General features: G+C 64.1%; 23 protein-coding genes. 13 read left to right on the top strand and 10 right to left on the bottom strand.

The window, feature by feature from the left end:
- Positions 1–136 precede the first annotated feature (136 nt).
- From BGI01S_RS07645 to BGI01S_RS07685, 9 genes are all read left to right on the top strand, one after another.
- Positions 137–1,288 carry a DegT/DnrJ/EryC1/StrS family aminotransferase gene (locus BGI01S_RS07645; RefSeq protein WP_042323825.1) on the top strand — a complete coding sequence of 384 codons (1,152 nt, stop codon included), beginning with the start codon at positions 137–139 and terminating at the stop codon, positions 1,286–1,288.
- A 6-nt stretch (positions 1,289–1,294) separates the two neighbouring features.
- Positions 1,295–2,338 (top strand): glycosyltransferase, encoded by a 1,044-nt coding sequence (locus BGI01S_RS07650; protein WP_042323826.1) that lies wholly within the window; start codon positions 1,295–1,297, stop codon positions 2,336–2,338.
- The gene (locus BGI01S_RS07655; RefSeq protein ID WP_042323829.1) at positions 2,335–3,270 is read left to right on the top strand and encodes a formyltransferase; all 936 of its coding nucleotides are present in this window, start codon (positions 2,335–2,337) and stop codon (positions 3,268–3,270) included. The genes BGI01S_RS07650 and BGI01S_RS07655 overlap by 4 nt, the downstream gene beginning before the upstream one ends.
- Positions 3,267–4,313 (top strand): bifunctional UDP-4-keto-pentose/UDP-xylose synthase, encoded by a 1,047-nt coding sequence (locus tag BGI01S_RS07660; protein WP_052400429.1) that lies wholly within the window; start codon positions 3,267–3,269, stop codon positions 4,311–4,313. Before BGI01S_RS07655 ends, BGI01S_RS07660 begins: the two co-directional genes overlap by 4 nt.
- Before the next feature lie 12 nt (positions 4,314–4,325).
- Positions 4,326–5,219 carry a polysaccharide deacetylase family protein gene (locus BGI01S_RS07665; RefSeq protein WP_042323832.1) on the top strand — a complete coding sequence of 298 codons (894 nt, stop codon included), beginning with the start codon at positions 4,326–4,328 and terminating at the stop codon, positions 5,217–5,219.
- Positions 5,220–5,369: 150 nt separating this feature from the next.
- Complete coding sequence (locus BGI01S_RS07670) at positions 5,370–5,831, top strand: peroxiredoxin (protein WP_042323836.1); 462 nt, start codon at positions 5,370–5,372, stop codon at positions 5,829–5,831.
- Between the two features lie 347 nt (positions 5,832–6,178).
- Positions 6,179–8,038, top strand: a complete 1,860-nt coding sequence (locus BGI01S_RS07675; protein WP_042323838.1) for a PhoH family protein — start codon at positions 6,179–6,181, stop codon at positions 8,036–8,038.
- Between the two features lie 225 nt (positions 8,039–8,263).
- Complete coding sequence (locus BGI01S_RS07680; RefSeq protein WP_042323839.1) at positions 8,264–9,508, top strand: C40 family peptidase; 1,245 nt, start codon at positions 8,264–8,266, stop codon at positions 9,506–9,508.
- Positions 9,509–9,684: 176 nt separating this feature from the next.
- The gene (locus BGI01S_RS07685) at positions 9,685–10,491 is read left to right on the top strand and encodes an SDR family oxidoreductase (RefSeq protein ID WP_042323841.1); all 807 of its coding nucleotides are present in this window, start codon (positions 9,685–9,687) and stop codon (positions 10,489–10,491) included.
- Between the two features lie 133 nt (positions 10,492–10,624).
- Here the strand turns inward: BGI01S_RS07685 and BGI01S_RS07690 are convergent, their stop codons facing one another.
- The 10 genes from BGI01S_RS07690 to BGI01S_RS07735 form a co-directional block, all read right to left on the bottom strand.
- A complete protein-coding gene (locus tag BGI01S_RS07690) occupies positions 10,625–11,635 on the bottom strand; it encodes an inorganic phosphate transporter (protein WP_042323843.1) in 1,011 nt (336 codons plus the stop codon).
- Positions 11,635–12,261, bottom strand: coding sequence for a DUF47 domain-containing protein (locus BGI01S_RS07695; protein ID WP_042323844.1), 627 nt, complete (start codon positions 12,259–12,261; stop codon positions 11,635–11,637). Before BGI01S_RS07695 ends, BGI01S_RS07690 begins: the two co-directional genes overlap by 1 nt.
- A 126-nt stretch (positions 12,262–12,387) precedes the next feature.
- The gene (locus BGI01S_RS07700; protein ID WP_006048827.1) at positions 12,388–13,773 is read right to left on the bottom strand and encodes a replicative DNA helicase; all 1,386 of its coding nucleotides are present in this window, start codon (positions 13,771–13,773) and stop codon (positions 12,388–12,390) included.
- Between the two features lie 133 nt (positions 13,774–13,906).
- The gene (rplI, locus tag BGI01S_RS07705; RefSeq protein ID WP_042323846.1) at positions 13,907–14,359 is read right to left on the bottom strand and encodes a 50S ribosomal protein L9; all 453 of its coding nucleotides are present in this window, start codon (positions 14,357–14,359) and stop codon (positions 13,907–13,909) included.
- Positions 14,360–14,386: 27 nt separating this feature from the next.
- Entirely contained in the window at positions 14,387–14,662 is a 276-nt protein-coding gene (rpsR, locus tag BGI01S_RS07710; protein WP_007182109.1) for a 30S ribosomal protein S18, read from the bottom strand.
- 2 nt (positions 14,663–14,664) lie between these two features.
- A complete protein-coding gene (priB, locus tag BGI01S_RS07715) occupies positions 14,665–14,964 on the bottom strand; it encodes a primosomal replication protein N (protein ID WP_027798875.1) in 300 nt (99 codons plus the stop codon).
- 50 nt (positions 14,965–15,014) lie between these two features.
- Positions 15,015–15,389 (bottom strand): 30S ribosomal protein S6, encoded by a 375-nt coding sequence (gene rpsF / locus BGI01S_RS07720; protein ID WP_035550559.1) that lies wholly within the window; start codon positions 15,387–15,389, stop codon positions 15,015–15,017.
- 341 nt (positions 15,390–15,730) lie between these two features.
- Positions 15,731–16,756, bottom strand: a complete 1,026-nt coding sequence (locus tag BGI01S_RS07725; RefSeq protein WP_042323852.1) for an anti-sigma factor family protein — start codon at positions 16,754–16,756, stop codon at positions 15,731–15,733.
- Complete coding sequence (locus BGI01S_RS07730; RefSeq protein ID WP_042323854.1) at positions 16,746–17,663, bottom strand: RNA polymerase sigma factor; 918 nt, start codon at positions 17,661–17,663, stop codon at positions 16,746–16,748. The genes BGI01S_RS07725 and BGI01S_RS07730 overlap by 11 nt, the downstream gene beginning before the upstream one ends.
- Before the next feature lie 258 nt (positions 17,664–17,921).
- Positions 17,922–18,836 carry a LysR family transcriptional regulator gene (locus BGI01S_RS07735; RefSeq protein ID WP_042323856.1) on the bottom strand — a complete coding sequence of 305 codons (915 nt, stop codon included), beginning with the start codon at positions 18,834–18,836 and terminating at the stop codon, positions 17,922–17,924.
- Between the two features lie 159 nt (positions 18,837–18,995).
- Between BGI01S_RS07735 and gcl the strand changes: the two genes are divergently transcribed.
- From gcl to lysM, 4 genes are all read left to right on the top strand, one after another.
- Entirely contained in the window at positions 18,996–20,771 is a 1,776-nt protein-coding gene (gene gcl / locus BGI01S_RS07740; RefSeq protein ID WP_042323858.1) for a glyoxylate carboligase, read from the top strand.
- A gap of 163 nt (positions 20,772–20,934) precedes the next feature.
- Positions 20,935–21,744, top strand: coding sequence for a 2-oxo-tetronate isomerase (otnI, locus tag BGI01S_RS07745; protein ID WP_042323860.1), 810 nt, complete (start codon positions 20,935–20,937; stop codon positions 21,742–21,744).
- Between the two features lie 160 nt (positions 21,745–21,904).
- Positions 21,905–22,813, top strand: a complete 909-nt coding sequence (locus BGI01S_RS07750; protein ID WP_042323863.1) for a 2-hydroxy-3-oxopropionate reductase — start codon at positions 21,905–21,907, stop codon at positions 22,811–22,813.
- A gap of 749 nt (positions 22,814–23,562) precedes the next feature.
- Complete coding sequence (gene lysM, locus BGI01S_RS07760; RefSeq protein ID WP_042323867.1) at positions 23,563–24,051, top strand: peptidoglycan-binding protein LysM; 489 nt, start codon at positions 23,563–23,565, stop codon at positions 24,049–24,051.
- Positions 24,052–24,088 lie beyond the last annotated feature (37 nt).

Genomic DNA, 24,088 nt, shown 5'->3' on the forward strand with positions numbered 1-24,088 from the left:
GCTAAGCATGATCTAAGGTTGATCGCAGTATCCTGTGCGGTTGCGCCTTTTTCGCCGCGGCCTTGGGTTTGCGCGTACTTTGTGGTTTACTTCGCGCCCTTCGGGTTGCGCCCCCTATCAATCGAGCGAAGCATTCATGAGCCAGTCAACAGTCCCGTTCTTGCCGTTTGTCAAACCTGAAATCGATGAAGAAACGATTCAGGGTGTCGCCGACGTGCTGCGCTCCGGCTGGATCACCACCGGTCCGCAGAACCAGAAGTTCGAAGCGGCGCTGTCCGAGTTCTGCGGCGGCCGTCCGGTGCGCACGTTCAACTCCGGCACCGCGACGCTCGAAATCGGGCTGCGCATCGCCGGCGTGGGCGCGGGCGACGAGGTCATCACGACGCCTGCGTCGTGGGTCTCGACCAGCAACGTGATCCTCGAGACGGGCGCGACGCCCGTGTTCGTCGACATCGATCCGCTCACGCGCAACGTCGACCTGGACCTGCTCGAAAAGGCCATCACGCCGCGCACCAAGGCGCTGATCCCGGTCTATCTGTCCGGTCTACCGGTCGATATGGATCGCCTCTACGCGATCGCCCGCGAGCACAAGCTGCGCGTGATCGAAGATGCGGCGCAGGCGTTCGGCTCGACGTGGAACGGCGAGCGGATCGGCAAGCTCGGCGACATGGTCTCGTTCAGCTTCCACGCGAACAAGAACCTGACCTCGATCGAGGGCGGCGCGCTGGTGCTGAACAACGAGGAAGAAGCCGTGCTGGCCCAGAAGTACCGGCTGCAAGGCATCACCCGCACGGGCTTCGACGGCATGGACTGCGACGTGCTCGGCGGCAAGTACAACCTGACGGACGTCGCCGCGCGTGTCGGCCTCGGCCAGTTGCCGCATCTGCCGCGCTTTCTCGCGCAGCGCAGGAAGCTCGTGCGCGCGTACTTCGCGGGCTTCGAAGGCGGCGCCGCGGCCAGGCTCGGTGTCGGCTTGCCGTTTGCTGACTTCGAGAACAGCAACTGGCACATGTTCCAGATCACGCTGCCGCTCGAAAAACTCTCGATCGACCGCGCCGGTTTCATGGGCCAGTTGAAGGAGCGCGGCATCGGCTCGGGCGTGCACTACCCGGCGATCCACCTGTTCTCGCTGTACCGCGCGCGCGGCTTCAAGGAAGGCATGTTCCCGCACGCGGAGCGCTTCGGCACGACCAACGTCACGCTGCCGCTGTTCACGCTGATGAACGAAGGCGACGTGGAACGCGTCTGCCGCGCGGTCAATGAAATTTGCGAACAACACGGAAAATAAGCGGAAATGAGTTATTCGGAATATCGCGCCGCCGCACCGGAAGTGTCGATCATCATCCCGGTGTACAACGAGGAAGCCGGGCTGGCCGCGCTGTTCGCGCGCCTTTACCCGGCGCTCGACGCGCTCGGCACCGGTTATGAAGTGATCTTCATCAACGACGGCAGCCGCGACAAATCCGCCGCCCTGCTCGCCGAGCAGTTTCGCGCGCGGCCCGACACGACCCGCGTGATCCTGCTGAACGGCAACTACGGCCAGCACATGGCGATCCTCGCGGGTTTCGAGCAGTCGCGCGGCGACATCGTCATCACGCTCGACGCGGACCTGCAGAATCCGCCGGAAGAAATCGGCAAGCTGGTCTCGAAGATGCGCGACGGTTACGACTACGTCGGCACGATCCGTCTGCAACGTCAGGACAGCCTGTGGCGCCGCAAGGCGTCGCGAGCGATGAACCGACTGCGCGAGCGCATCACCCGCATCAAGATGACCGACCAGGGCTGCATGCTGCGCGCGTACAGCCGGCACATCATCGACACGATCAATCGCTGCGGCGAGATCAACACGTTCATTCCGGCGCTCGCGTACACGTTCGCGCAGAATCCGGTCGAAATCGAAGTCGCGCACGAAGAGCGTTTTGCCGGCGAATCGAAGTACTCGCTGTATTCGTTGATCCGCCTGAACTTCGACCTCGTGACCGGCTTCTCGGTGGTGCCGCTGCAATGGCTGTCGTTCATCGGCGTGATCCTGTCGCTCGGGTCCGCGGCGCTGTTCGTGCTGCTGCTGATTCGCCGCTTCATCATCGGCGCGGAAGTGCAAGGTGTGTTCACACTGTTCGCCATCACGTTCTTCCTGCTCGGCGTGATCATCTTCGCGCTCGGGCTGCTCGGCGAATACATCGGCCGGATCTATCAGCAGGTGCGCGCGCGGCCGCGCTATCTGGTGCAGACCATTCTCGAACAACGCGACGGCACGGCCGTCACCGAAGCGCCGCGCCAGGCCGTGGTGCAGGCGGTGCAAGCCGCGCCGCTCGCCGATCAGGGGCCGACGCCATGAAGCCGCGCGCCGTCGTATTCGCGTATCACAACGTCGGCGTGCGCTGCCTGCAGGTGCTGCTCGCACGCGGCGTCGACGTGGCGCTCGTCGTCACCCATGAAGACAACCCGAGCGAAAACATCTGGTTCGGCAGCGTGGCCTCAGTCGCAGCCGAACACGGCATTCCTGTCGTCACGCCGACCGATCCGAAGAGCCCGGAGCTGCGCGCCGCGGTCAGCGCCGCGCGCCCGGATTTCATCTTCTCGTTCTACTACCGCCACATGCTGCCGGTCGACCTGCTCGCGCTCGCCTCACGGGGCGCTTACAACATGCACGGCTCGCTGCTGCCCAAATACCGCGGCCGTGTGCCGACCAACTGGGCGGTGATCCACGGCGAAACCGAAACCGGCGCGACGCTGCATGAAATGGCGGCGAAGCCCGACGCGGGCGCGATCCTCGCGCAAACGCCGGTGCCGATCCTGCCCGACGACACCGCCGCGCAAGTGTTCGACAAGGTCACGGTCGCCGCCGAGCAAACCCTGTGGCGCGTGCTGCCGGCTTTGCTGGCGGGCGAAGCGCCGCATCTGCCGAACGACCTCGCGCACGGCAGCTACTACGGCGGCCGCAAGCCGGAAGACGGCCGCATCGACTGGACGCAGCCGGCGCAGCAGGTCTACAACCTGATCCGCGCGGTCGCGCCGCCCTATCCCGGCGCGTTCACCGACCTCGACGGCCGGCGTTTCATCGTCGCGCGCGCACGTCTGGCCGCGCCTGGCGCGCTGCGCCCCGATTTGCCGCCGGGCCTGCACGTAAGCGATAATGCCGTTTTCGCAATCTGCGGCGACGGCCGCACGATCGCCATCCACGAATTGCGGCACCAGCACGACGGCAGCGAGACTGTCGTCACCCCGGCCGAATTCGCCCAGCTCATTCAAACTCCCCGACATTCATGAAAAAAGTCCTGATTCTGGGTGTGAACGGCTTCATCGGCCATCACCTGTCCAAACGCATTCTCGAAACGACCGATTGGGAAGTTTTCGGGATGGACATGCAGACGGAACGTCTGGGCGACCTCATCAATCATGAGCGGATGCACTTCTTCGAAGGCGACATCACGATCAACAAGGAGTGGGTCGAGTATCACGTCAAGAAGTGCGACGTGATCCTGCCGCTGGTCGCGATCGCCACGCCCGCCACCTACGTGAAGCAGCCGCTGCGCGTGTTCGAACTGGACTTCGAAGCGAACCTGCCGATCGTGCGTTCGGCCGTCAAGTACGGCAAGCACCTCGTGTTTCCGTCGACCTCCGAGGTCTACGGCATGTGCACGGACGAGCAGTTCGATCCGGAAGAATCGCAACTGTCGTACGGCCCGATCAACAAGCCGCGCTGGATCTACGCGTGCTCGAAGCAGTTGATGGACCGCGTGATCTGGGGCTACGGCATGGAAGGCCTGAACTTCACGCTGTTCCGTCCGTTCAACTGGATCGGCCCGGGCCTCGACTCGATCTACACGCCGAAGGAAGGCAGCTCGCGCGTGGTCACGCAGTTCCTCGGCCACATCGTGCGCGGCGAGAACATCAGCCTGGTCGACGGCGGCGCGCAGAAACGCGCATTCACGGATATCGACGACGGCATCGGCGCGTTGATGAAGATCATCGAGAACAAGGACGGCGTCGCGACGGGCAAGATCTACAACATCGGCAACCCGACCAACAACTTCTCGGTGCGTGAGCTTGCGCACAAGATGCTGACGCTCGCCGCCGAATTCCCCGAATACGCGGACACCGCGAGGCAGGTACAACTGGTCGAAACGTCGTCGGGCGCTTACTACGGCGCTGGCTACCAGGACGTGCAGAACCGCGTGCCGAAGATCGACAACACGATGCAGGAACTCGGCTGGGCGCCGAAGTCGACTTTCGACGAAGCGCTGCGCAAGATTTTCGAAGCGTATCGCGGTCACGTCGGTGAAGCCCGCGCCCTGGTCGAACAACAGTAAAGGCCGATCGCCTTGGCCCGTATCGTCCTGAAGATCGACGTCGACACGCTGCGCGGCACCCGCGAAGGCGTGCCGAATCTCGCGCGCATTTTCGACCGCTTCAAGGCGCGCGCCACTTTCCTCTTCAGCCTCGGCCCCGACCACACCGGTTGGGCGATGCGCCGCGTACTGCGGCCGGGTTTTCTGAAGAAGGTGTCGCGCACCTCGGTGGTCGAGCACTACGGCGTCAAGCAGTTGATGTACGGCGTGCTGCTGCCGGGTCCGGACATCGGCACGAAGGCGGCCGCGGAGATGCGCGCGATCCATGAAGCCGGCTTCGAATGCGGCATTCATACGTGGGATCACGTGTACTGGCAGGACAACGTGCGCTCGAAAGACCGCACGTGGACGACCGCGCAGATGCAGAAAAGCCACGACCGTTTCGTCGAAGTGTTCGGCGGCCCGCCTGTCACGCACGGCGCGGCGGGTTGGCAGATGAACGGCCACGCGTTCGAGCAGATCGACGCGTGGGGCATGCAGTACGCGTCCGACGGGCGCGGCCACTCGCCGTATCTGCCGGTGGTCGGCGGCAGAACGCTCAACCATGTGCAGATGCCCACCACGCTGCCCACGCTCGACGAAGTGCTCGGTGTGGACGGCGTCGACGAACACAACGTCGCGCAATGGATGCTGAAGCACACCGCCGGCAATCCGCACGACCAGGTCTTCACGCTGCACGCGGAACTCGAAGGGCAAAAGCTCGCGCCGATTTTCGAACAGCTGCTGGAGGGCTGGCGCGCACAAGGCCACACCTTCGCGACGATGGGCGATTACTACGCCACGCTAGACCGCGGCACGCTGCCATCGTACCCTGTTACGTGGGGCGAAATTCCAGGGCGCTCGGGCGATCTGATCGTCCAACCCTGACGGCCGATCGGCGGCCAGCCTGACCATGCCGGCCGCCGCGCGCGAAGAAATCACGACCGCGCGCGCAGGCCCGACCTCCCCATAAGCCTCGATGCCAGGCCGGCGCTGCAGCAGCCATGCGGCGCCGGCCATAACAAACCGGAGAACCTCGTGTCCATCGCAGTCGACCAACCCATCCCCGACTTCACCGCCCCCGCTACCGGTGGCGAGATCACGCTGTCCAAGCTGCGGGGCAAGAAGGTGGTGCTGTATTTCTATCCGAAGGACAACACGCCGGGCTGCACGACCGAAGGTCTGCAGTTCCGCGATCTGTATCCGAAGTTCACGCAGGCCGGCGCGGAAATCCTCGGCGTGTCGCGCGACAGCCTGCGCTCGCACGACAACTTCAAGGCCAAGCTCGAACTGCCGTTCCCGCTGATCTCGGACCCGGAAGAAAAGCTGTGCGCCCTCTTCAATGTCATCAAAATGAAGAAAATGTATGGCAAAGAAGTACGGGGAATCGAGCGCTCGACGTTCCTCATCGACGCCGAGGGCGTGCTGCGCCAGGAATGGCGCGGCGTGAAAGTGCCCGGCCACGTCGACGATATTCTGGCGGCTGTACAAGCGCTTTGAGGCGCGTTATATTGGGTTGCAATGAGTGCCTGTCCACCCCAAATTTTCCTCCGCTGCACCCGGCTTGACGGCCCCCTTACCCGGACCGTCGGAGTCGTGAGGCGCAACGCGAGCACCGTAGGCGAGCCGCTTGCCCCGTACGCCGGGGCGGCGGCTTTTTTAATTGCGCGCGGCCGTTCGTTCACTCGGTTGCGCGCTAGTCCCAAGGAGCCGATCGAAGACCAGGCGAACCGGCATCTCTAGACCGAATGCGCGCCTCCGGGCGCAAACTGCGTGCGCATCCACTGGCACCGGCAGAATGCGACAGGCGGCGCACGATATGTGACCCGATAAATTCGAGGGAAACCATGCCTTTGCCTACTCCCCCCAGCAAGCTCGGCAATCTCCTGCCGCCTGACGAATACAAGGCCAAAGCCGCCACTCCGGCGCGCTCCGCCGCGAAGAAACAGGCCGGCGCCGGGGAATCCGCAGAGTCGGCCGATTACGGCCGCGCGAATGTCGCCGCGCCGATGGCGCCCGCCGCCAACGCTGCGACCACGTTGCGACCCGTGCCGGCATCGTCGGCCCCGGCTGCGGCGTCCGAAGCCGCCGCGCAAGCCGCGCCCACGCGCAGCCGCAAATCGAAACAGACCGCTGCGTTATTGCAGCCGGTGCCCGCTCGTCCGCAAACCGAACCGGCCACGCCCGTGGCTCAGCCGCAGCCGGTAGTCGCACGTGCGCCGAGCGCGAAGCAACCTACGCCCGACACGCCCGCCGCGGCGCCCAGCACGCGCGGCACCAGCAAGAAACGCGGCGCGGCCGCCGAGCCGCTCGAAGTCCAGAAGCTCTTCGTGCTCGACACGAACGTACTGATGCACGACCCGAGCTGCCTGTTCCGTTTCGAGGAACACGACGTCTATCTGCCGATGATGACGTTGGAAGAACTCGACAATCACAAGAAGGGCATGTCGGAAGTCGCGCGCAACGCGCGTCAGGTGAGCCGCACGCTGGACGCGCTGGTGGCGAACGCCGGCAACATGTCCGACGGCATTTCGCTCGCTCGTCTGGGCAGCCGCGAGGCGTCTGGACGGCTGTACTTCCAGACCAAGCTCACCGCGATCGAACCGGTCGAAGGTCTGCCGGAAGGCAAGGCGGACAACCAGATCCTCGGCGTCGTGCGCGCGTTGCAGCGCGACCGCGCGGATCGCCAGGTCGTGCTGGTGTCGAAAGACATCAACATGCGCATCAAGGCACATGCGCTCGGCCTGCCCGCCGAAGATTACTTCAACGACCAGGTGCTCGAAGACAGCGATCTGCTGTACTCGGGCATTCGCGCGCTGCCGCAGGATTTCTGGACCAAGCACGCGAAAGGCATGGAGAGCTGGCAGGACACCAAGACCGGCACCACGTACTACCGCGTGACCGGTCCGCTGTGCGCGTCGATGCTGGTCAATGAGTTCGTCTACCTGGAGCCGCAAAACGGCGAGCCCGCGTTCCATGCGCTGGTGCGCGAGCTGAACGGCAAGACGGCGCTGCTGCAAACGCTGCGTGACTACGGCCACCACAAGAACAACGTGTGGGGCATCACGGCGCGCAACCGCGAGCAGAACTTCGCGCTGAACCTGCTGATGAATCCGGAAATCGACTTCGTCACGCTGCTCGGCCAGGCCGGCACCGGCAAGACGCTGGTCGCGCTCGCGGCCGGCCTCGCGCAGGTGCTCGACGACAAGCGCTACAACGAGATCATCGTGACGCGCGCGACGGTGCCGGTCGGTGAAGACATCGGCTTTCTGCCGGGTACGGAAGAGGAAAAGATGCAGCCGTGGATGGGCGCATTCGACGACAACCTCGAAGTACTGCAGAAAACCGACGACGCCGCCGGCGAATGGGGCCGCGCCGCGACTCAGGAACTGATCCGCTCGCGGCTGAAGGTCAAGAGCATGAACTTCATGCGCGGCCGTACGTTCGTGGACAAGTATCTGATCATCGACGAGGCGCAGAACCTGACGCCGAAGCAGATGAAGACACTGGTCACGCGCGCGGGTCCGGGCACGAAGATCATCTGTCTGGGCAATATCGCGCAGATCGATACGCCTTACCTCACGGAAGGCAGTTCCGGTTTGACGTACGTGGTCGACCGCTTCAAGGGTTGGGCGCACAGCGGGCACGTGACGCTGGCACGCGGCGAGCGCTCTCGCCTTGCCGATTACGCATCAGAAATTCTTTAAGTTTCAGCTAGTTAGATTCGTCCGAAGCCGCGTCCGGAGCAATCCGGACGTGGCTTTTTTATTGGCTCCCCGGGCTTGGCATGCCCGGCGCGCGACAGGCTGGCAACACTTAGCGCATGAACTTCAAGTAATTTATCAACAATTCTTGCCCGCGCCATGTTCCACGGGCTACCATCCAAGGATCGTTCGCCAGTAAACGAGCGTTTAACGCTCGCCTCGTCTCCGATGCGCCGACTCGCATTCTCTCTGCTGACAGTCCTGCTGCTCGCCGCCTGTGCCGGCGCGCCGCAGAAGACGTCGCGCGGGTCCGGCTCGGTCGTCGTGGCTAACGGCGCCTATCATGCGCCGCCGCCGGGCTTTCCTCATTTCGTCGATCACAGCATCGGCCGCGAAGAAATCTCGATTCAGGCGATGAGTCTGGTCGGCGTTCCGTACCGCTGGGGCGGCAATACGCCGGATAGCGGCTTCGATTGCAGCGGGCTGGTGCGCTATGTGGTGCTGCGCGCGGCGTCCGTGAATCTGCCGCGCACGACCGCGGATATGAGCGGGCGTGGCGAATCGATCGAGCCCGACGAAATCGCGCCGGGTGACCTGATCTTTTTCAACACGACGGGGCGCGCGCATTCGCATGTCGGCATCTACGTGGGCAAGCTGCGCTTCGTCAATGCGCCGTCGACGGGCGGCACGGTACGGCTCGATTATCTGACCAACCCTTACTGGGCCAAGCGCTTCGACGGCATTCGCCGGGTGGCTGGGCCGGCCGCGACGCCTGCGCCGTTCGATACGCCGAGTTACCAGGCGGCGGCGCCGCAGCCCGAACGCGGCGCGTCTGCCGCGCAGGTTGCGCCGGCATATGCGGACATGGCGACGGCAACGATGCCGAATGCGGGCGTCGGAGTGTCGGTTGCGAAGACGGCTGCGCAGCCCTCGTCGGGCTATGCGGCGGCGGCATCGCAACTGCAATCGCCGGGGCAGCCGCAGCAAACGACGCGCGCAGCAGCGGCGCCGCGCGCCCCGTTGACCGCGACGACCCAGCCGGTCATCGCGACCGTCACAACTGCAAGCCCGCCTGCAGCGCAAGCCGATCCGTTCGAGCCCCCGCCACCGGGCATGAGCGCGGCGCAGCTCCAGGCCCGCGCGGCGGGCGCCGTGACGCCGACCGCGATTCCAGCCGCCCAGGCAAACGCCTACGACTCGCCCGCCGGATCGCCAGCGCAAGCGGCGATCGCCTCGCAGGCGGTCCCGCAAAACTCCGCTGCTCGCGCACCCGACGCCATCGACGCCGCCGCCGATGCGTTCGAGCCGCCGCCGCCCGCTTCCGTGGCGAGCCGTCAGGCCCGCCAGGCGCAGCAAGCGGATGCGAGTGGCAGCGTGCAGATCATGCGTGCTTCGACATCCACGCGTGGCGCGCCCGCCCCCACGCAGACCAATGACGATCCGATCGCCCGCTTCGCCAACGGCAACTTCTAACTTTACGTCCGCAGCGAATGGGGCAGATGCGAACGCAGGGAATCGCGTGGTATCAGCACGTCTGTCTGGCAGGACGGTCAAAGCGCGCCACCACGCCGCTCGCAAGGCCTGCTCATCCCAGCAACGCCGCCGATCTGCTATCGTCTTCGATATTCTTCCGACAGCGAGTGGTGACGATGGATCTCGGGCTGAAAGACAAGGTGGTGTTGGTCACAGGCGGCAGCAAGGGCATCGGGTTCGCTTGCGCCCGCGCGTTCGCACAGGAAGGCGCGAAGGTCGCGATCGTGTCGCGCGACCCCGCCAACCTCGCGCGTGCCTACGAGCAGTTGAAGCAGGAAGGCTTGCACGTGCACCGGACCCGCGCCGATCTGCACGAACCGCACAGCGCCGCCGACATCGTCGAGGAAGTCAGCACCGCCGTGGGTCCGATCGACGTGCTGGTCAACAGTGCGGGCGCCGCGCGCCGCTATGACCCGGAGACGCTCGACGCCGACGCGTTCAGGGCGACGATGGAAGCCAAGTATTTCCCCTACATCTATCCGCAGCAGGAAGTCCTGCGCCGCATGGCCGAGCGCGCGAAGGCCGGCGGCGGTGCGGCGCCGGGCACGATCGTCAACATTATCGGCATGGGCGGCAAGATCGCGAGCGATATCCATATCGCCGGCGGCGCCGCAAATGCGGCGCTGATGCTCGCCACCGTCGGCCTCGCCCACTACTACGCGCGCTACGGCATCCGCATCAACGCGATCAATCCGGGAGCGACGCTGACCGAGCGAGTTGAGGAAGCGGTCAAACTGGAAGCGGCGCAACAAGGCATCGAAAACGCGGAAGCGCTGGCGCGCGGGCAAGCCCGTGTGCCGCTCGGACGCTTTGCAAGACCGGAGGAAATTGCCGACGTCGCGCTGTTTCTGGCGAGCCGCCGCGCGAGTTATGTGACAGGCGCAATCGTCCCGATGGATGGAGGGAGCGCGCCGCTGATCTGAGCGGCGCGCGATTTTAACACTGCGCGTTAATTTCGCTGGAGACCGGAGAGTCTGCGAGGTTGGCAGGCTGGCAGATGGGCGCCGCGCTGAACGTTAGCGCGGCGCTTTTCGCACCGCGCTCGCGCGCGCACAGTTACAGGAAGTGGTGGCCGAACCACCAACCCGCCGCGGACAGCACCGCCGAAGCCGGAATCGTCAGAATCCACGCCCACACGATGTTGCCGGCCACACCCCAACGCACCGCGCTCAACTTCTGAGTCGCGCCGACGCCAACGATCGCGCCGGTAATCGTATGGGTGGTCGACACCGGAATGCCGAGCCAGGAAGCAGTGAACAGCGTGATCGCCCCGCCCGTCTCCGCACAGAAACCGCCGACCGGCTTGAGCTTGGTGATCTTCTGGCCCATCGTGCGGACGATTCGCCAGCCGCCGAACAGCGTGCCGAGGCCCATCGACAGATAGCAGCCGCCGATCACCCACAGCGGCGGCGCGGCCGCGGACGCCGACGCAAAATCGGTTGCGATCAGCAGCATCCAGATAATGCCGATGGTTTTCTGCGCATCGTTGCCGCCGTGACCAAGGCTATACAGGCCCGCCGACACCAGTTGCAGCCGCCGGAAGCGCCGGTCGACCTTGCTCGGCGGCGTGCGGAAATACATCCACGACACCGCCAGCATGAAGAACGAGCCGAGCACGAAGCCCAGCAACGGCGAGATGAAAATGAAGGCCACCGTCTTCAGCAGGCCGTCCATATTGAGCGAGCCCCAGCCCGCCTTGGCGAGCGCCGCGCCCACGAGCCCGCCGATCAGCGCATGCGACGAACTGGAAGGAATGCCGTAATGCCACGTGATGATGTTCCAGCCGATCGCGCCGACCAGCGCGCCGAAAATCACGTAATGGTCGACGATGTTGGGGTCGATCGTGCCCCGGCCGACGGTCGCGGCCACTTTCAGGTGAAACACGAAATACGCGATGACGTTGAACGCCGCCGCAAAGGCCACCGCCTGCTGCGGCTTCAGCACGCCGGTGGAAACGACCGTGGCGATGGAATTCGCCGCGTCGTGAAAACCGTTCATGAAGTCGAAAATCAGCGCGACGGCGACCAGGCCGGCAACGACCCAGATGGCGAGTTGTATCGATTGCATTATGCGTTTTCCAGCACGATGCCTTCGATGATGTTCGCTACATCCTCACACTTGTCCGTGATCGTTTCGAGCAATTCGTAAATCGCTTTGAGCTTGATCAGGGTCTTGACGTTGTCCTCTTCGCGGAACAGCTTCGACATGGCCGAACGCAGCACGCGGTCGGCTTCCGATTCCAGCCGGTCGATTTCCTCGCACGCCTTCAAGATCTGGCTGGCCTGCTTCATGTCCGACAGCAGGCTGACGGCGAACTGCACGCGCTCGGACGTCGCCGTGCAGATGTGCGCGAGCTGGCTGGCTTCCGAGGTCACCGCCTGCACGTCGTACAGCGAGATAGCAGTGGCGACGTCCTCCATCAGGTCGAGGATGTCGTCCATCGTGGTGATCAGCTTGTGGATCTCATCGCGGTCGAGCGGCGTGATGAAAGTCTTGTGCAGCAGGTCGATCGTTTCGTGCGTGAGCTTGTCAGCGGCCTTCTCGGCTTTTTGCACGTTCTGTTTGTGGGTTTCCGCGTCATGCAGATTGTCGATCAGCAGCTCGAGTTCGCGGCTCGCCGAGACGATGCACGTTGCGTGTGCATTGAAAATTTCAAAGAACTTGCCCTCGGTGGGCATGAATCGACCGAACATTGGGATCCCGAAAATTGGTCACGTAATGGCTGACATAAAACGGCCACATTGTACCGTTGCAGGGCCGCTGTAGCACTTCTGGAAGCGCCGTTACAACAGGCGCCGGCGGGTGGCCGTTTTGCCTCTTTACTCGCCGTAGAAATTCTGCGCGCCGGCAAAATTGTCGAACTTCGTAAATTGGCCGTGGAACGTGAGCCGAACAGGACCGATCGGACCATTCCGCTGTTTGCCGATGATGATTTCGGCCGTGCCCTTGTCCGGGCTGTCCGGGTTGTACACTTCGTCGCGGTAAATGAACAGAATCACGTCGGCATCCTGCTCGATAGCGCCGGATTCACGCAGATCCGACATGATCGGCCGCTTGTTCGGGCGCTGTTCGAGACCGCGGTTCAACTGCGACAACGCGATCACCGGCACGTCGAGTTCTTTCGCGAGACTCTTGAGCGAACGCGAAATTTCCGAGATTTCGGTCGCGCGGTTTTCGCCGGACGACGAGCCGCTCATCAACTGCAGGTAGTCGATGATGATCAGGCCGAGCTTCCCGCACTGGCGCGACAGCCGACGCGCACGCGAGCGCAATTCCATTGGGTTCAGACCGCCCGTTTCGTCGATGAAGATCTGCGCCTCGCTCATTTTTTGCACCGCGTGCGTGAGCTTCGGCCAATCCTCGTCGGTCAGCCGCCCGGTACGCATACGGTGCTGATCGAGCCGGCCGACCGAGCCGAGCATACGCATCGTCAGCTGCGACCCCGGCATTTCCATCGAGAACACGGCGACCGGCAGACCATACTCCACTGCGACATACTCGCCGATGTTCATGGAAAACGCCGTCTTACCCATCGACGGGCGGCCTGCGACGATGATCAGCTCGCCGCCGTGCATGCCGGACGTCATGCGGTCCAGGTCGACGAAACCGGTCGGCGTGCCAGTCACGTCGCTCGGATTCGCGGTGTGATACAGCGTGTCGATCCGCTCGACCACTTCGGTCAGCAACGGTCCGATTTCCAGGAAGCCTTGCGTGCCGCGCGCGCCGTCTTCGGCGATCGAAAACACCTTCGATTCGGCTTCGTCCAGCAACTGCCGGACTTCCTTGCCCTGCGGGTTGAACGCGTCGGCCGAAATTTCGTCGGCCACCGACACGAGCCGGCGCAGCACCGCGCGATCGCGCACGATTTCCGCGTAGCGGCGGATATTGGCCGCGCTCGGCGTGTTCTGCGCGAGCGCGTTCAGGTACGCGAGACCGCCGACCTCTTCCGCCTTGCCAGAGGTGCCGAGCGCTTCGTACACGGTAATCACGTCGGCCGGGCGCGTGGCCGCGATCAGCTTGCCGATGTGCTCAAAAATGATGCGGTGGTCGTAGCGGTAGAAGTCGCTCTGCGACAGGAAGTCGGCGATGCGGTCCCATGCCGCGTTGTCGAGCAGCAAGCCGCCCAGCACCGATTGCTCGGCCTCGATCGAATGCGGCGGGACTTTCAGCGACTCGAGTTGGGGATCTTTGGACGGTGCGTTCATGGAGAGGGATTATCGGGTAATCGGGCGACGGCGGCGAGCGCAAAAACGAAAAAAACGGGCACAAAAAAAGCAGGGGCCGGTTACCCGGCCCCTGCCCTTCGCCAGCAACTTCCTGGCAGATACTAGCTGATGCTTAGACGTGTTCGCCGATCACAGCGACCGTCACATCGACCACAACGTCGGTGTGCAGCGAGATCTGGACAGCGTGTTCGCCGACCAGCTTCAGCGGGCCTTCCGGCAGACGCACTTGCGCCTTTTCCACTGCGAAGCCTTGCTTGACCAGTGCGTCGGCGATGTCGGCGTTCGTCACCGAGCCGAACAGACGGCCGTCGACGCCAGCCTTCTGACCGATCTGAACCGTCGAGCCTGCCAGCTTCTCGCCTTGAGCTTGAGCGGCAGCCAGCTTTTCAGCGGCGATCTTTTCGAGTTCTGCACGGCGCACTTCGAATTCAGCCAGGGCTTCCTTCGTTGCACGGCGAGCTTGCTTGTTCGGGATCAGGAAGTTACGTGCGTAACCGTCCTTGACCTTCACGATATCGCCCAGGTTACCCAGATTGACGACTTTTTCCAGAAGAATGATTTGCATTCGGATGCTCCTTATCGCGTCGTCGGGTTAGGCCTTGTGCTGGTCGGTGTACGGCACCAGCGCGAGGAAACGTGCGCGCTTGATTGCCGTATCCAGCTGGCGTTGATAGTGCGACTTCGTACCCGTGAGACGCGCCGGCGTGATCTTGCCGTTTTCGCCGATGAAGTCCTTCAGCGTTTCGAGGTCCTTGTAGTCGATGTGATCGACGCCAGCGGCCGTGAAACGGCAGAACTTCTTGCGCTTGAAGAGCGGATTTTGTTGCTGACGACGCTTGTCGAATTTCTTACCAGTCGGGCGGGGCATGTTCAGTCCTTTCCAATGTCCTGCAATGCTGTGATGTGAAATACCAGAGTTCTCGCGTTGCGGTGCTTTTTCGCCAGGAAGCCGGTGAAGAGCGTTTCCACGCCCATCGGACAGCTTTCCAGCTTACCGCTCGCTTCGCCCGCGGCGACCGCCTGCATGGTCAGTTCGACTTGCCGGGCAATGCCCGCTTCGACGACTTCCGTGCGGTGGTGCAACGTGCAGCCTGCAATCGGAACGCCGGCGGGGGTGTACCGCACCGGTTCGCGTTCGACGACGCTGGCCGTAAGTTGCAGCCGGTTCATGAAGCCTTTGACGAGAGCGACGCTTGGTCTGGTAGCTTAAATAGTGTGTCTTAAGCCTGCGCTTCGGACGGTTGCGTAGCAGCCGACTTCTTGGCTTCTTCGCGCTGCACTTCCTTCATCATCGGCGACGGGCCGGTTTCGGCCTTCTTCAGCTTGACGATCAGGTGACGCAGAACAGCGTCGTTGAACTTGAATGCGTGTTCCAGCTCGTCGAGCGTGGTTTGGTCGCATTCGATGTTCATGCAGACGTAGTGAGCCTTAGCGAGTTTCTCGATCATGTAGGCCAGTTGGCGACGGCCCCAGTCTTCGATACGGTGGATCTGGCCACCGTGCGACGTGATCGTGGACTTGTAACGCTCGATCATGGCGGGCACTTGCTCGCTCTGATCCGGGTGCACGATAAATACGATTTCGTAATGACGCATATTCACTCCTTGTGGATTAAAGCCACCCGGGCGTCGGAACCGGTGCGGCAAGTGAGAAGCCAAAGAGTGTAACCCGAATGGGGCCGGGGTGCAAGATATACCGTTGGTGCAGCGCGCGATTCGGGTGTGTTTTCAAGGGTTTAGGGGTTGGCAAGAGAGCGAACCGGGGCGATCGGAGTGGCGTCGGGTGTTCGCGTGCTGCTACTTCACACTACGCGAGGCCTGCCTTTCCACCCGTCTTCCGGGCATCCGCCAAACCAGCTAGCGTCCATCACCCGTGCGCGGGCTTCCTCTTTCTGCCTCTACCGCACCGCCCTGATGCAACGCCTTCAGGCGTCCCCTCAACCGCCTTCCGTGCGCTCACTCCCGCTCTGCAAACGCGCCAGCAGCGCCGCTTTCAGGCCCGTCAACGCATCCGGCGCGGCGTCGGTGATCGCCCACCACGTCATGCCTTCCGCGTCCCAGTGCGCGATCGAATAGCCTTCGTGCCCCAACGCAACCGGCGCCGCGCCGTCTGCGCCACGACCCGCACCGCCCCCAGCTGCCTGCGGGAACACGTACACGTCGATCACGTGCTTGCGATAGCGGTACACCAGCACGGCCACCCGCTGATGCGCGATATAGTCGAGCCGGCCACCCTCCAGCGCGAAGCCGCTGGCCGCCAGATCCTCGACCGGCGGCGAATAGTCGAGCCGGCCGTTGAACCATGGCTTGACCGTGTGCCGGTCAGTTGAAATCACGTCGATGTCGCGTCCCGACACCTGCGCCCGCACGTGACTTTCGACCAGTTCATCGGCGAACGGCGTGAAATCGGCCGGGCGGCGCAGATTCAGCGTGAAGACCACCGCCAGCGCGCCCAGTGCGAGAGCGAACGCGGCCAGCCGGCCCGGTGCGAGCAGGCGCTGCGCGCCAAGCGGCTGTCCGACGCCGCCTGCCGAGCCGGCCCAGCCACCCTGCTGGCCCGGTAACGAGCCCTGCGACGCCCCCGGTTGCGTCCCCCGCAGCCAGCCCTTTAGCCAGCCGCCGAGCCGGCCGTGCCAGCCGGACCGGCGCGGCTGACGCGCCGGTCCCCGCGCCGCCGCATCCGACGCCCCGGCAAGGGCGGACGGTGACGCAGAAGCGTCCGAAGCCGTCGCAACCGCCTCGTCGGCTTCTGGCAAGCCCGCTACGATGCGCGCCCGCAGCGACTGCGGCGCGCGATGATAAGGCGCCGCGCGCAGCGCGCCGCTCAGCGCGCGCAGCTGTTCGCTTTCGCGGCGGCAAGCCTCGCAGCTCTCGATATGCTGCTGGACACGCCGTGCGTCCGGCGCGGGCAATTCGTGATCGGCGTTCGCATCGAGGAGCGGCCGTGCTTCGTTACAGTCCATCCGGCGTCTCCCTGGCGGGTCCGGCGGCACTTGCGCCGGGGATATTAAGAGGCTGGCCGTTTGCGGAAACCCGCAACGGCGTGACAGTGGCGCGAGGCGGCCTGCCGGCGGTGGGCAGCGCGGCGCGCGCGTCGTTGCCGCCGGGCTCGGAAGCGCCGGCGGCTGCCCCGCGAGCGATCTCACGCGGATCGGCGCAGCCACCGCGCGAGTGCGGCGCGGGCGGCGGCTGCGGGGCGTGCGCTGCGGATCGCAAATGCCCCGACGACGACGCCCCACCCCGCGTCCCCGGTGTCCCCTTCGATGCGCCGCCGGCCGTCCCACCGCCGGTCGACACGCCTTGCGATTCCACCAGCAGCGCGGCCAGCTTGCGCCGCCCTCGCGCGAGCCTCGACATGACCGTGCCGATCGGCACGTCGGCCACCGCGGCGATCTCCCGGTAACCCATTTCCTCGAGTTCGCGCAGAATCAGCACCTCGCGATATTCGACCGGCAGCAACGCGAGCGCCTCGTGGACCCGCTTCGTATCCTCGTCGCGGATCAGCAGCGCCTGCGGATCGGTGCCGCCCGTGCTCCAGCCGTCGAAGGCGGCGTCGTCCATGGTGTCGTCGAATTCGAGCATTTCGTGTGGCGACGCGCGGCGCCGCCACTCGGTGTACCAGGTGCGCCGCACGATCGCCAGCAGCCACGGCCGCGCGGAATCGCCCCGGAACGTGTCGAAAAAGCGGAACGCGCGCATGAAGGCTTCCTGCACCACATCTTCCGCGTCGCTCGGGTTGCCGCACAGCCAGCGCGCGAGGTTGTACGCGGCATCGAGATGCGGCAGCGCGAGCTGCTGGAAACGGCGGCTCTTCGCTGCATCGGTTTCGCCGCGCTCGCGGGCGGCGGCGTCTGTTTCGGTCTGGACCACCTCGGCCCTCCACGGCATTACGGCTATGCGCTACGGCGCGTCTTCACGTTCCTCTCATCGCATAACCGGCCACACGCCGAGTTTATTCCCGACGCCGTCGCGAATCCGCCAAAAGATCGGCGCGAGCCCTCCAAGCCACGGCGACCCAAGGCCTGCGAACCCCTGACCAACGCCTGCCAGTACCTCCGCCCGTGGCGGCCCGTCACCGCAGAAGTCGCCGGCATCTGCCAGAAACCGTCGTCCCCGCCGCGAGGCCCACTAATAAGCCGGCCGATTCCAGTAATCCTCGCTCGCGTACACCTCTTTCAAATAATCGATGAAATACCGCACGCGTGCCGGCACATAGCGCTGCTGCGGATAGACCGCGAGAATGTCGTAGTCGGGTAGCGCGTAGTCGTCGAGCACGGTTTCGAGTTCGCCGCGCGCCAGTTGCTGCTGGATTTCCCACGTGGAGCGCCAGCCGATTCCGAGTCCTTCGGACACCCAACGATGCAGCAGTTCCCCGTCGTTGCAGTCGAGCGTGCCGCCCACACGCACCGTCGCCAGCTTGCCGTTGCGGCGGAAATACCAGCCGCGATTCTGGCCGCCTTGCAGATTGAACGCCAGACAGTTGTGGCGCGGCAGGTCTTCGAGCGTTTTCGGCTTGCCGTGGCGGCGGAAGTAGTCCGGCGTGCCGCAGACCACGCGTCGGTTCGACGCCAGCTTTACCGCGACGAAGTTCGGATCGACCGCGCCGCCGATGCGGATCGACAGGTCATAGCCCTCGCGCACCAGGTCGACGACCCGGTCGGTCAGATTGAACGACACCTGCAATTCGGGTTTGTCGGCGAGAAACGCCGGCGCGAGCGGCGCGACATGCTTGCGGCCGAACGCGGCCGGCGCCGACACGATCAGATGACCGTTCACCGCGCGCCGCCCCGCGCTCAGTTCGTTTTCCGCCTGATCCCATTCGGTGAGCAGGCCGCGGCAGCGCTCCAGAAACGCGGCGCCCTCCTCGCTGACCACGAGCCGCCGCGTCGAGCGGTACATCAGCTTCACACCGAGGCGCTTTTCCAGCGCGTCGATGCGGCGCCCGAGGATCACCGGCGACACGCCCTCTTCCAGCGCCGCCGCCGCGAGACTGCCCGCGTCGGCGACGCGCACGAAGGTTTCGATCTGTTTGAAACGATCCATCTCTGTCTCCTCCGGGCAGCACGCTAGGCCTCGCCTCACTCGATACTTTTTGTTTCGGAATAAGCGACCCGCACTGATCTTATCAAACCTTTAGGTCAGGCCTAAAGTGGCCTCAACACGCATGAGTTCGCCCCATTCCCAGACATTCAGGAGACATTCATGGCCAAGATGAGAGCCGTCGACGCAGCCGTGCTGGTGCTCGAAAAAGAAGGCATCGACACCGCGTTCGGCGTGCCGGGCGCCGCGATCAACCCGTTCTACTCGGCGATGCGCAAGGCCGGCAACATCAGCCACGTGCTGGCGCGTCACGTCGAAGGCGCGTCGCACATGGCCGAAGGCTACACGCGGGCGCAGCCGGGCAATATCGGCGTGTGCATCGGCACGTCGGGCCCCGCCGGCACCGACATGATCACCGGTTTGTACTCCGCCCAGGCCGACTCGATCCCGATTCTCGCGATCACGGGTCAGGCGCCGCGCGCGCGTCTGTACAAGGAAGACTTCCAGGCCGTCGATATCGAATCGATCGCGAAGCCCGTCACCAAGTGGGCCGTCACCGTGCGCGAACCGGCGCTGGTGCCGCGCGTGTTCCAGCAGGCGTTTCATCTGATGCGCTCGGGTCGTCCCGGCCCGGTGCTGGTCGATCTGCCGATCGACGTGCAACTCGCGGAGATCGAATTCGACATCGACACGTACGAGCCGCTGCCGGTCTACAAGCCGAAGGCCACGCGCAAGCAGATCGAAGCCGCGCTGACGATGCTCAACGACGCGGAAAAACCGCTGATCGTCTCCGGCGGCGGCGTGCTGAACGCGGCTGCTGAAGATCTGCTCGTGACGTTCGCCGAAACGATCGGCGTGCCGGTGATCCCGACGCTGATGTCATGGGGCGCGATTCCTGACGACCATCCGCTGATGGCCGGCATGGTCGGTCTGCAAACCTCGCACCGCTACGGCAACGCGACGATGCTCGCAGCGGACTTCGTGCTCGGCATCGGCAACCGCTGGGCGAACCGTCACACGGGCAGCATCGACGTCTACACGAAGGGTCGCAAATTCGTGCACGTGGATATCGAACCGACGCAGATCGGCCGCGTGTTCGGCCCGGATCTCGGCATCGTGTCGGATGCGAAAGCCGCACTCGAACTGTTCGTCGAAGTGGCGCGCGAATGGAAGGCCGCGGGCAAGCTGAAAGACCGCGGCGCATGGGTCGCCGATTGCCAGCAACGCAAGCGCACCATGCAGCGCAAGACGCACTTCGACAACGTGCCGATGAAGCCGCAACGCGTGTACGAAGAGATGAACCAGGTGTTCGGCCGCGACACTTGCTACGTGAGCACGATCGGTTTGTCGCAGATTGCCGGCGCGCAATTCCTGCATGTGTACAAGGCGCGCAACTGGATCAACTGCGGCCAGGCCGGCCCGCTCGGCTGGACGATTCCGGCGGCGCTCGGCGTGCGCGCAGCCGATCCGCAACGGCCGATCGTTGCGCTCTCGGGCGACTACGACTTCCAGTTCATGATCGAAGAACTCGCGGCCGGTGCGCAATTCAAGCTGCCGTACGTGCATGTGGTGGTGAACAACTCGTACCTTGGCCTGATTCGCCAGGCGCAGCGCGCATTCGACATGGACTTCTGCGTGCAGCTCGGCTTCGAGAACATCAACTCGCCGGCGACCAACGGTTATGGCGTCGATCACGTCGCGGTCGCCGAAGGACTGGGTTGCAAGGCGATCCGCGTGTTCAAGCCGGAAGAGTTGAAGCCCGCGCTGCAACGCGCGCAGTCGATGCTCGCCGAGTTCAACGTGCCGGTGATCGTCGAAGTGATTCTCGAGCGTGTGACCAACATCTCGATGGGCACCGAGATCGACGCGATCAACGAGTTCGAGGAACTGGCCGCGACGCGCGACGATGCGCCGACCGCGATCAGCATGCTCGACTGAGCGTCGCGAGTTGCGCATCGCTCGCGTGATGCATGTTGAGCGCGTGATGCACGTGATGCACCTTATGCGCGGCGGGCTGCGGCGCCATCGAGCGCGCCCCGCCAACCTTCGCCGCACAGATCGTCAAGCCATTCCACTGACCGACCAGAGAGACCCACGCACCATGCCGAAATTCGCAGCGAATCTCACGATGCTGTTCAACGAAGTCCCGTTCCTCGACCGCTTCGCGGCGGCATCGGATGCGGGCTTCAATGCCGTCGAATTCCTGTTTCCGTATCCGTATCAGATCGCCGAACTGCAAGAACGTCTGCAGCAGAACCGCCTGAAGCTCGTGCTGCACAACCTCCCCGCAGGCAACTGGGAAGCGGGCGAACGCGGCATCGCGTGTCTGCCGGATCGGGTGGGCGAGTTTCAGGAAGGCGTCGGCCGCGCGATCGAATACGCGAGCGCGCTGAAGGTGCCGCAACTGAACTGCCTCGTCGGCATTCCGACGGCGAGCGTCGATGCGGACAACGCGCGCGCGACGATCATCGACAACCTGCGCTTCGCCGCGGGCGAATTGAAAAAGGCCGGCATCAAACTGCTGGTCGAGCCATGCAACGCGTACGACATTCCCGGCTTCGCGCTGAACCGTTCGAGCGAAGGCCTCGACGTGATTCGCGCGGTCGGGTCGGACAATCTGTTCCTGCAATACGACATCTATCACATGCAACGGATGGAAGGCGAACTCGCGGCGACCATCAAAAAGAATCTGCCGCAAATCGCACACATCCAGCTCGCCGACAACCCTGGCCGCAACGAACCGGGCACCGGCGAAATCAACTATCCGTATCTGTTCGCGCTGATCGACGCGCTCGGCTACGACGGCTATGTCGGCTGCGAGTACAAGCCGCGCGCGACTACCACCGCCGGTCTCGGCTGGGTGCAGAGCGTGGCCGGGCAAGTGCGCGGCGCAGCGCACGCGGCGGTATGAACGGCATGTCGGAAGCGCGTTGGACGCTTCGGGCACGTCAAGAACTTCAATCGGGCTTCAGGCGGGCTTAAAACGCGGCGCGCAAGGCAGGCGCATAGCGCGCGCCTCACGCGTCGAAAGCAATCCGCCTGGGCCACACCAACTCTGGAGATTCACACACATGGCAAAGATCGGTTTCATCGGCCTCGGCATCATGGGCGCGCACATGGCGCGCAACCTCATCAAGGGCGGACACTCGCTGTTCGTGAACGGCGCCTACCCGGTGCCGGAAGATCTCGCCAAAACGACCAGCGTCGTTGCGAATTCGACCGCCGTCGCGCAGGCCGCCGACATCGTCATCATCATGGTGCCGGACACGCCTGACGTCGCCAACGTGCTGTTCGCCGACGACGGCGTCGCCGCCGGCCTCACGAAGGGCAAGCTCGTGATCGACATGAGCTCGATCTCGCCGCTCGACACGCAGGCCTTCGCGAAGAAAATCAATGCGCTGGGCGTCGACTATCTCGACGCGCCGGTCTCGGGCGGCGAAGTCGGCGCGCGTGAAGCATCGCTGACGATCATGGTCGGCGGCCCGGAAAAAGCCTTCTCGCAGGCGAAGCCGCTGTTCGACCTGATGGGCAGGAACATCTCGCTGATCGGCGACAACGGCGCGGGGCAGACCTGCAAGGTCGCGAACCAGATCATCGTCGCGCTGAACATCGAGGCGGTCGCGGAAGCGCTGCTTTTCGCGTCGCGTTCGGGCGCCGATCCGGAGCGCGTGCGCAAGGCGTTGATGGGCGGCTTCGCGTCGTCGCGAATTCTCGAAGTACACGGCGAGCGCATGACCAAACGCGCGTTCAATCCGGGCTTCCGGATCGAGCTGCATCAGAAGGACCTGAACCTCGCGCTCGACGGCGCGCGCAAGCTCGGCATCGCGCTGCCGCACACCGCGAGCGCGCAGCAACTGTTCAGCGTATGCGCGGCGAACGGCGGCAAGGCGTGGGATCACTCCGCGATGGTGCGCGCACTGGAAATCATGGCCAACTACGAAGTCGCGCAGGCGCCGGATAGCGAAGCGAAGGCGGCTTGAGGGGGTGATTGCAAAGCGGGATGTTGCGCGGGTTCTTTGCAACGACGCACTACATGCCCCGCTGCCGCGCGAGTGATGTGAACACGCGCGGCAGCGCAACGAAACAGTCGAGCGAAAAATCGCATCAAACAGGCGTATCGAAGCAGCGCCACGCAAATTGGGGAGGCGTGCCGCAAGCGTCATACGCGGCACATCAAAACAACATCAGATCGTCATACAGCGTGCAGTGATCGCCGCGTCGTCGACATCGCGGCACGCGCAGGTGGGGCGCCCGTTGGTCGTGCAGCATGCGCGGCGCAACGGGCAAATCGTGCCGCTCTGGGCTGAGAGCGGCAAGTGGGGTCCGCAGCGGCGCCCGGCGATGCCGGGGAAGCCTTGGTCGGTCAGACGTCGTCGTCGGGTGTCCGGCTGTCGGATTCATCGTCATGCTTTTTCCGCCACGCTTTAGCAGCGGCATGCAATCACGCATGCCGCCCGCTTGCACGTCCGTTTGCATTTGCTTGCAACTCCCCGCCCTCACCCGCACCTTTTTTGACACATCGTCCCGCGCTTTTCTCCTAAACTCGTTGAGTCTGGCTGTTTGCGTTGCGGACGCCGCGCGCCGCGTCCTGCTCCTGGGTATCTGCTTCCGGGCATCGCTTCATGCCTGTCGTAGCGCGCGTCGTCTGTAGCGTCCGCCTGATTTCTCAACCACTGCACAACCCCGTGCGCAAATCGTTCTTTGCGCCACCACGTCAGGAGAGTGATCGATGGGTATTCTCAGTTTTATCAAGGAGGCCGGCGAAAAGCTGTTCGGCGCCGCCTCGACCCCCGCGCAAGCCGCATCGGCCGCGCCCGATCTCGCCGCGTTGAACAAGACCGCGGGCGACGCGATTGCCACGTACATCCGCAGCCAGGGCCTCGACGCCACCAATCTGCAGGTGACGTACGACGGCACGAGCCACACGGTCACCGTCGCCGGTGAAGCGGCGGATCAGCCGACCAAGGACAAGATCCTCGTCGCCGCCGGCAATGTGCAGAACGTCGACAAGGTCGACGATCAACTGACCGTCACCACGCCCGCCGCCGCGCCGACGCAGTTTCACACGGTCGTGTCCGGCGACAATCTGTGGAAGATCGCGGAAAAGTACTATGGCAGCGGCGCGAAGAACGATGTGATCTTCCAGGCGAACACGCCGATGCTGAAGAGCCCGGACAAGATCTATCCGGGTCAGGTGCTGGTGATTCCGCCGGTGTGATGAGGCGTTCCGTGCCACTGTAAAAGCACACACGGAA

Origin of the sequence: Paraburkholderia ginsengisoli NBRC 100965, assembly GCF_000739735.1 — a bacterium.
Classification (GTDB): domain Bacteria; phylum Pseudomonadota; class Gammaproteobacteria; order Burkholderiales; family Burkholderiaceae; genus Paraburkholderia; species Paraburkholderia ginsengisoli.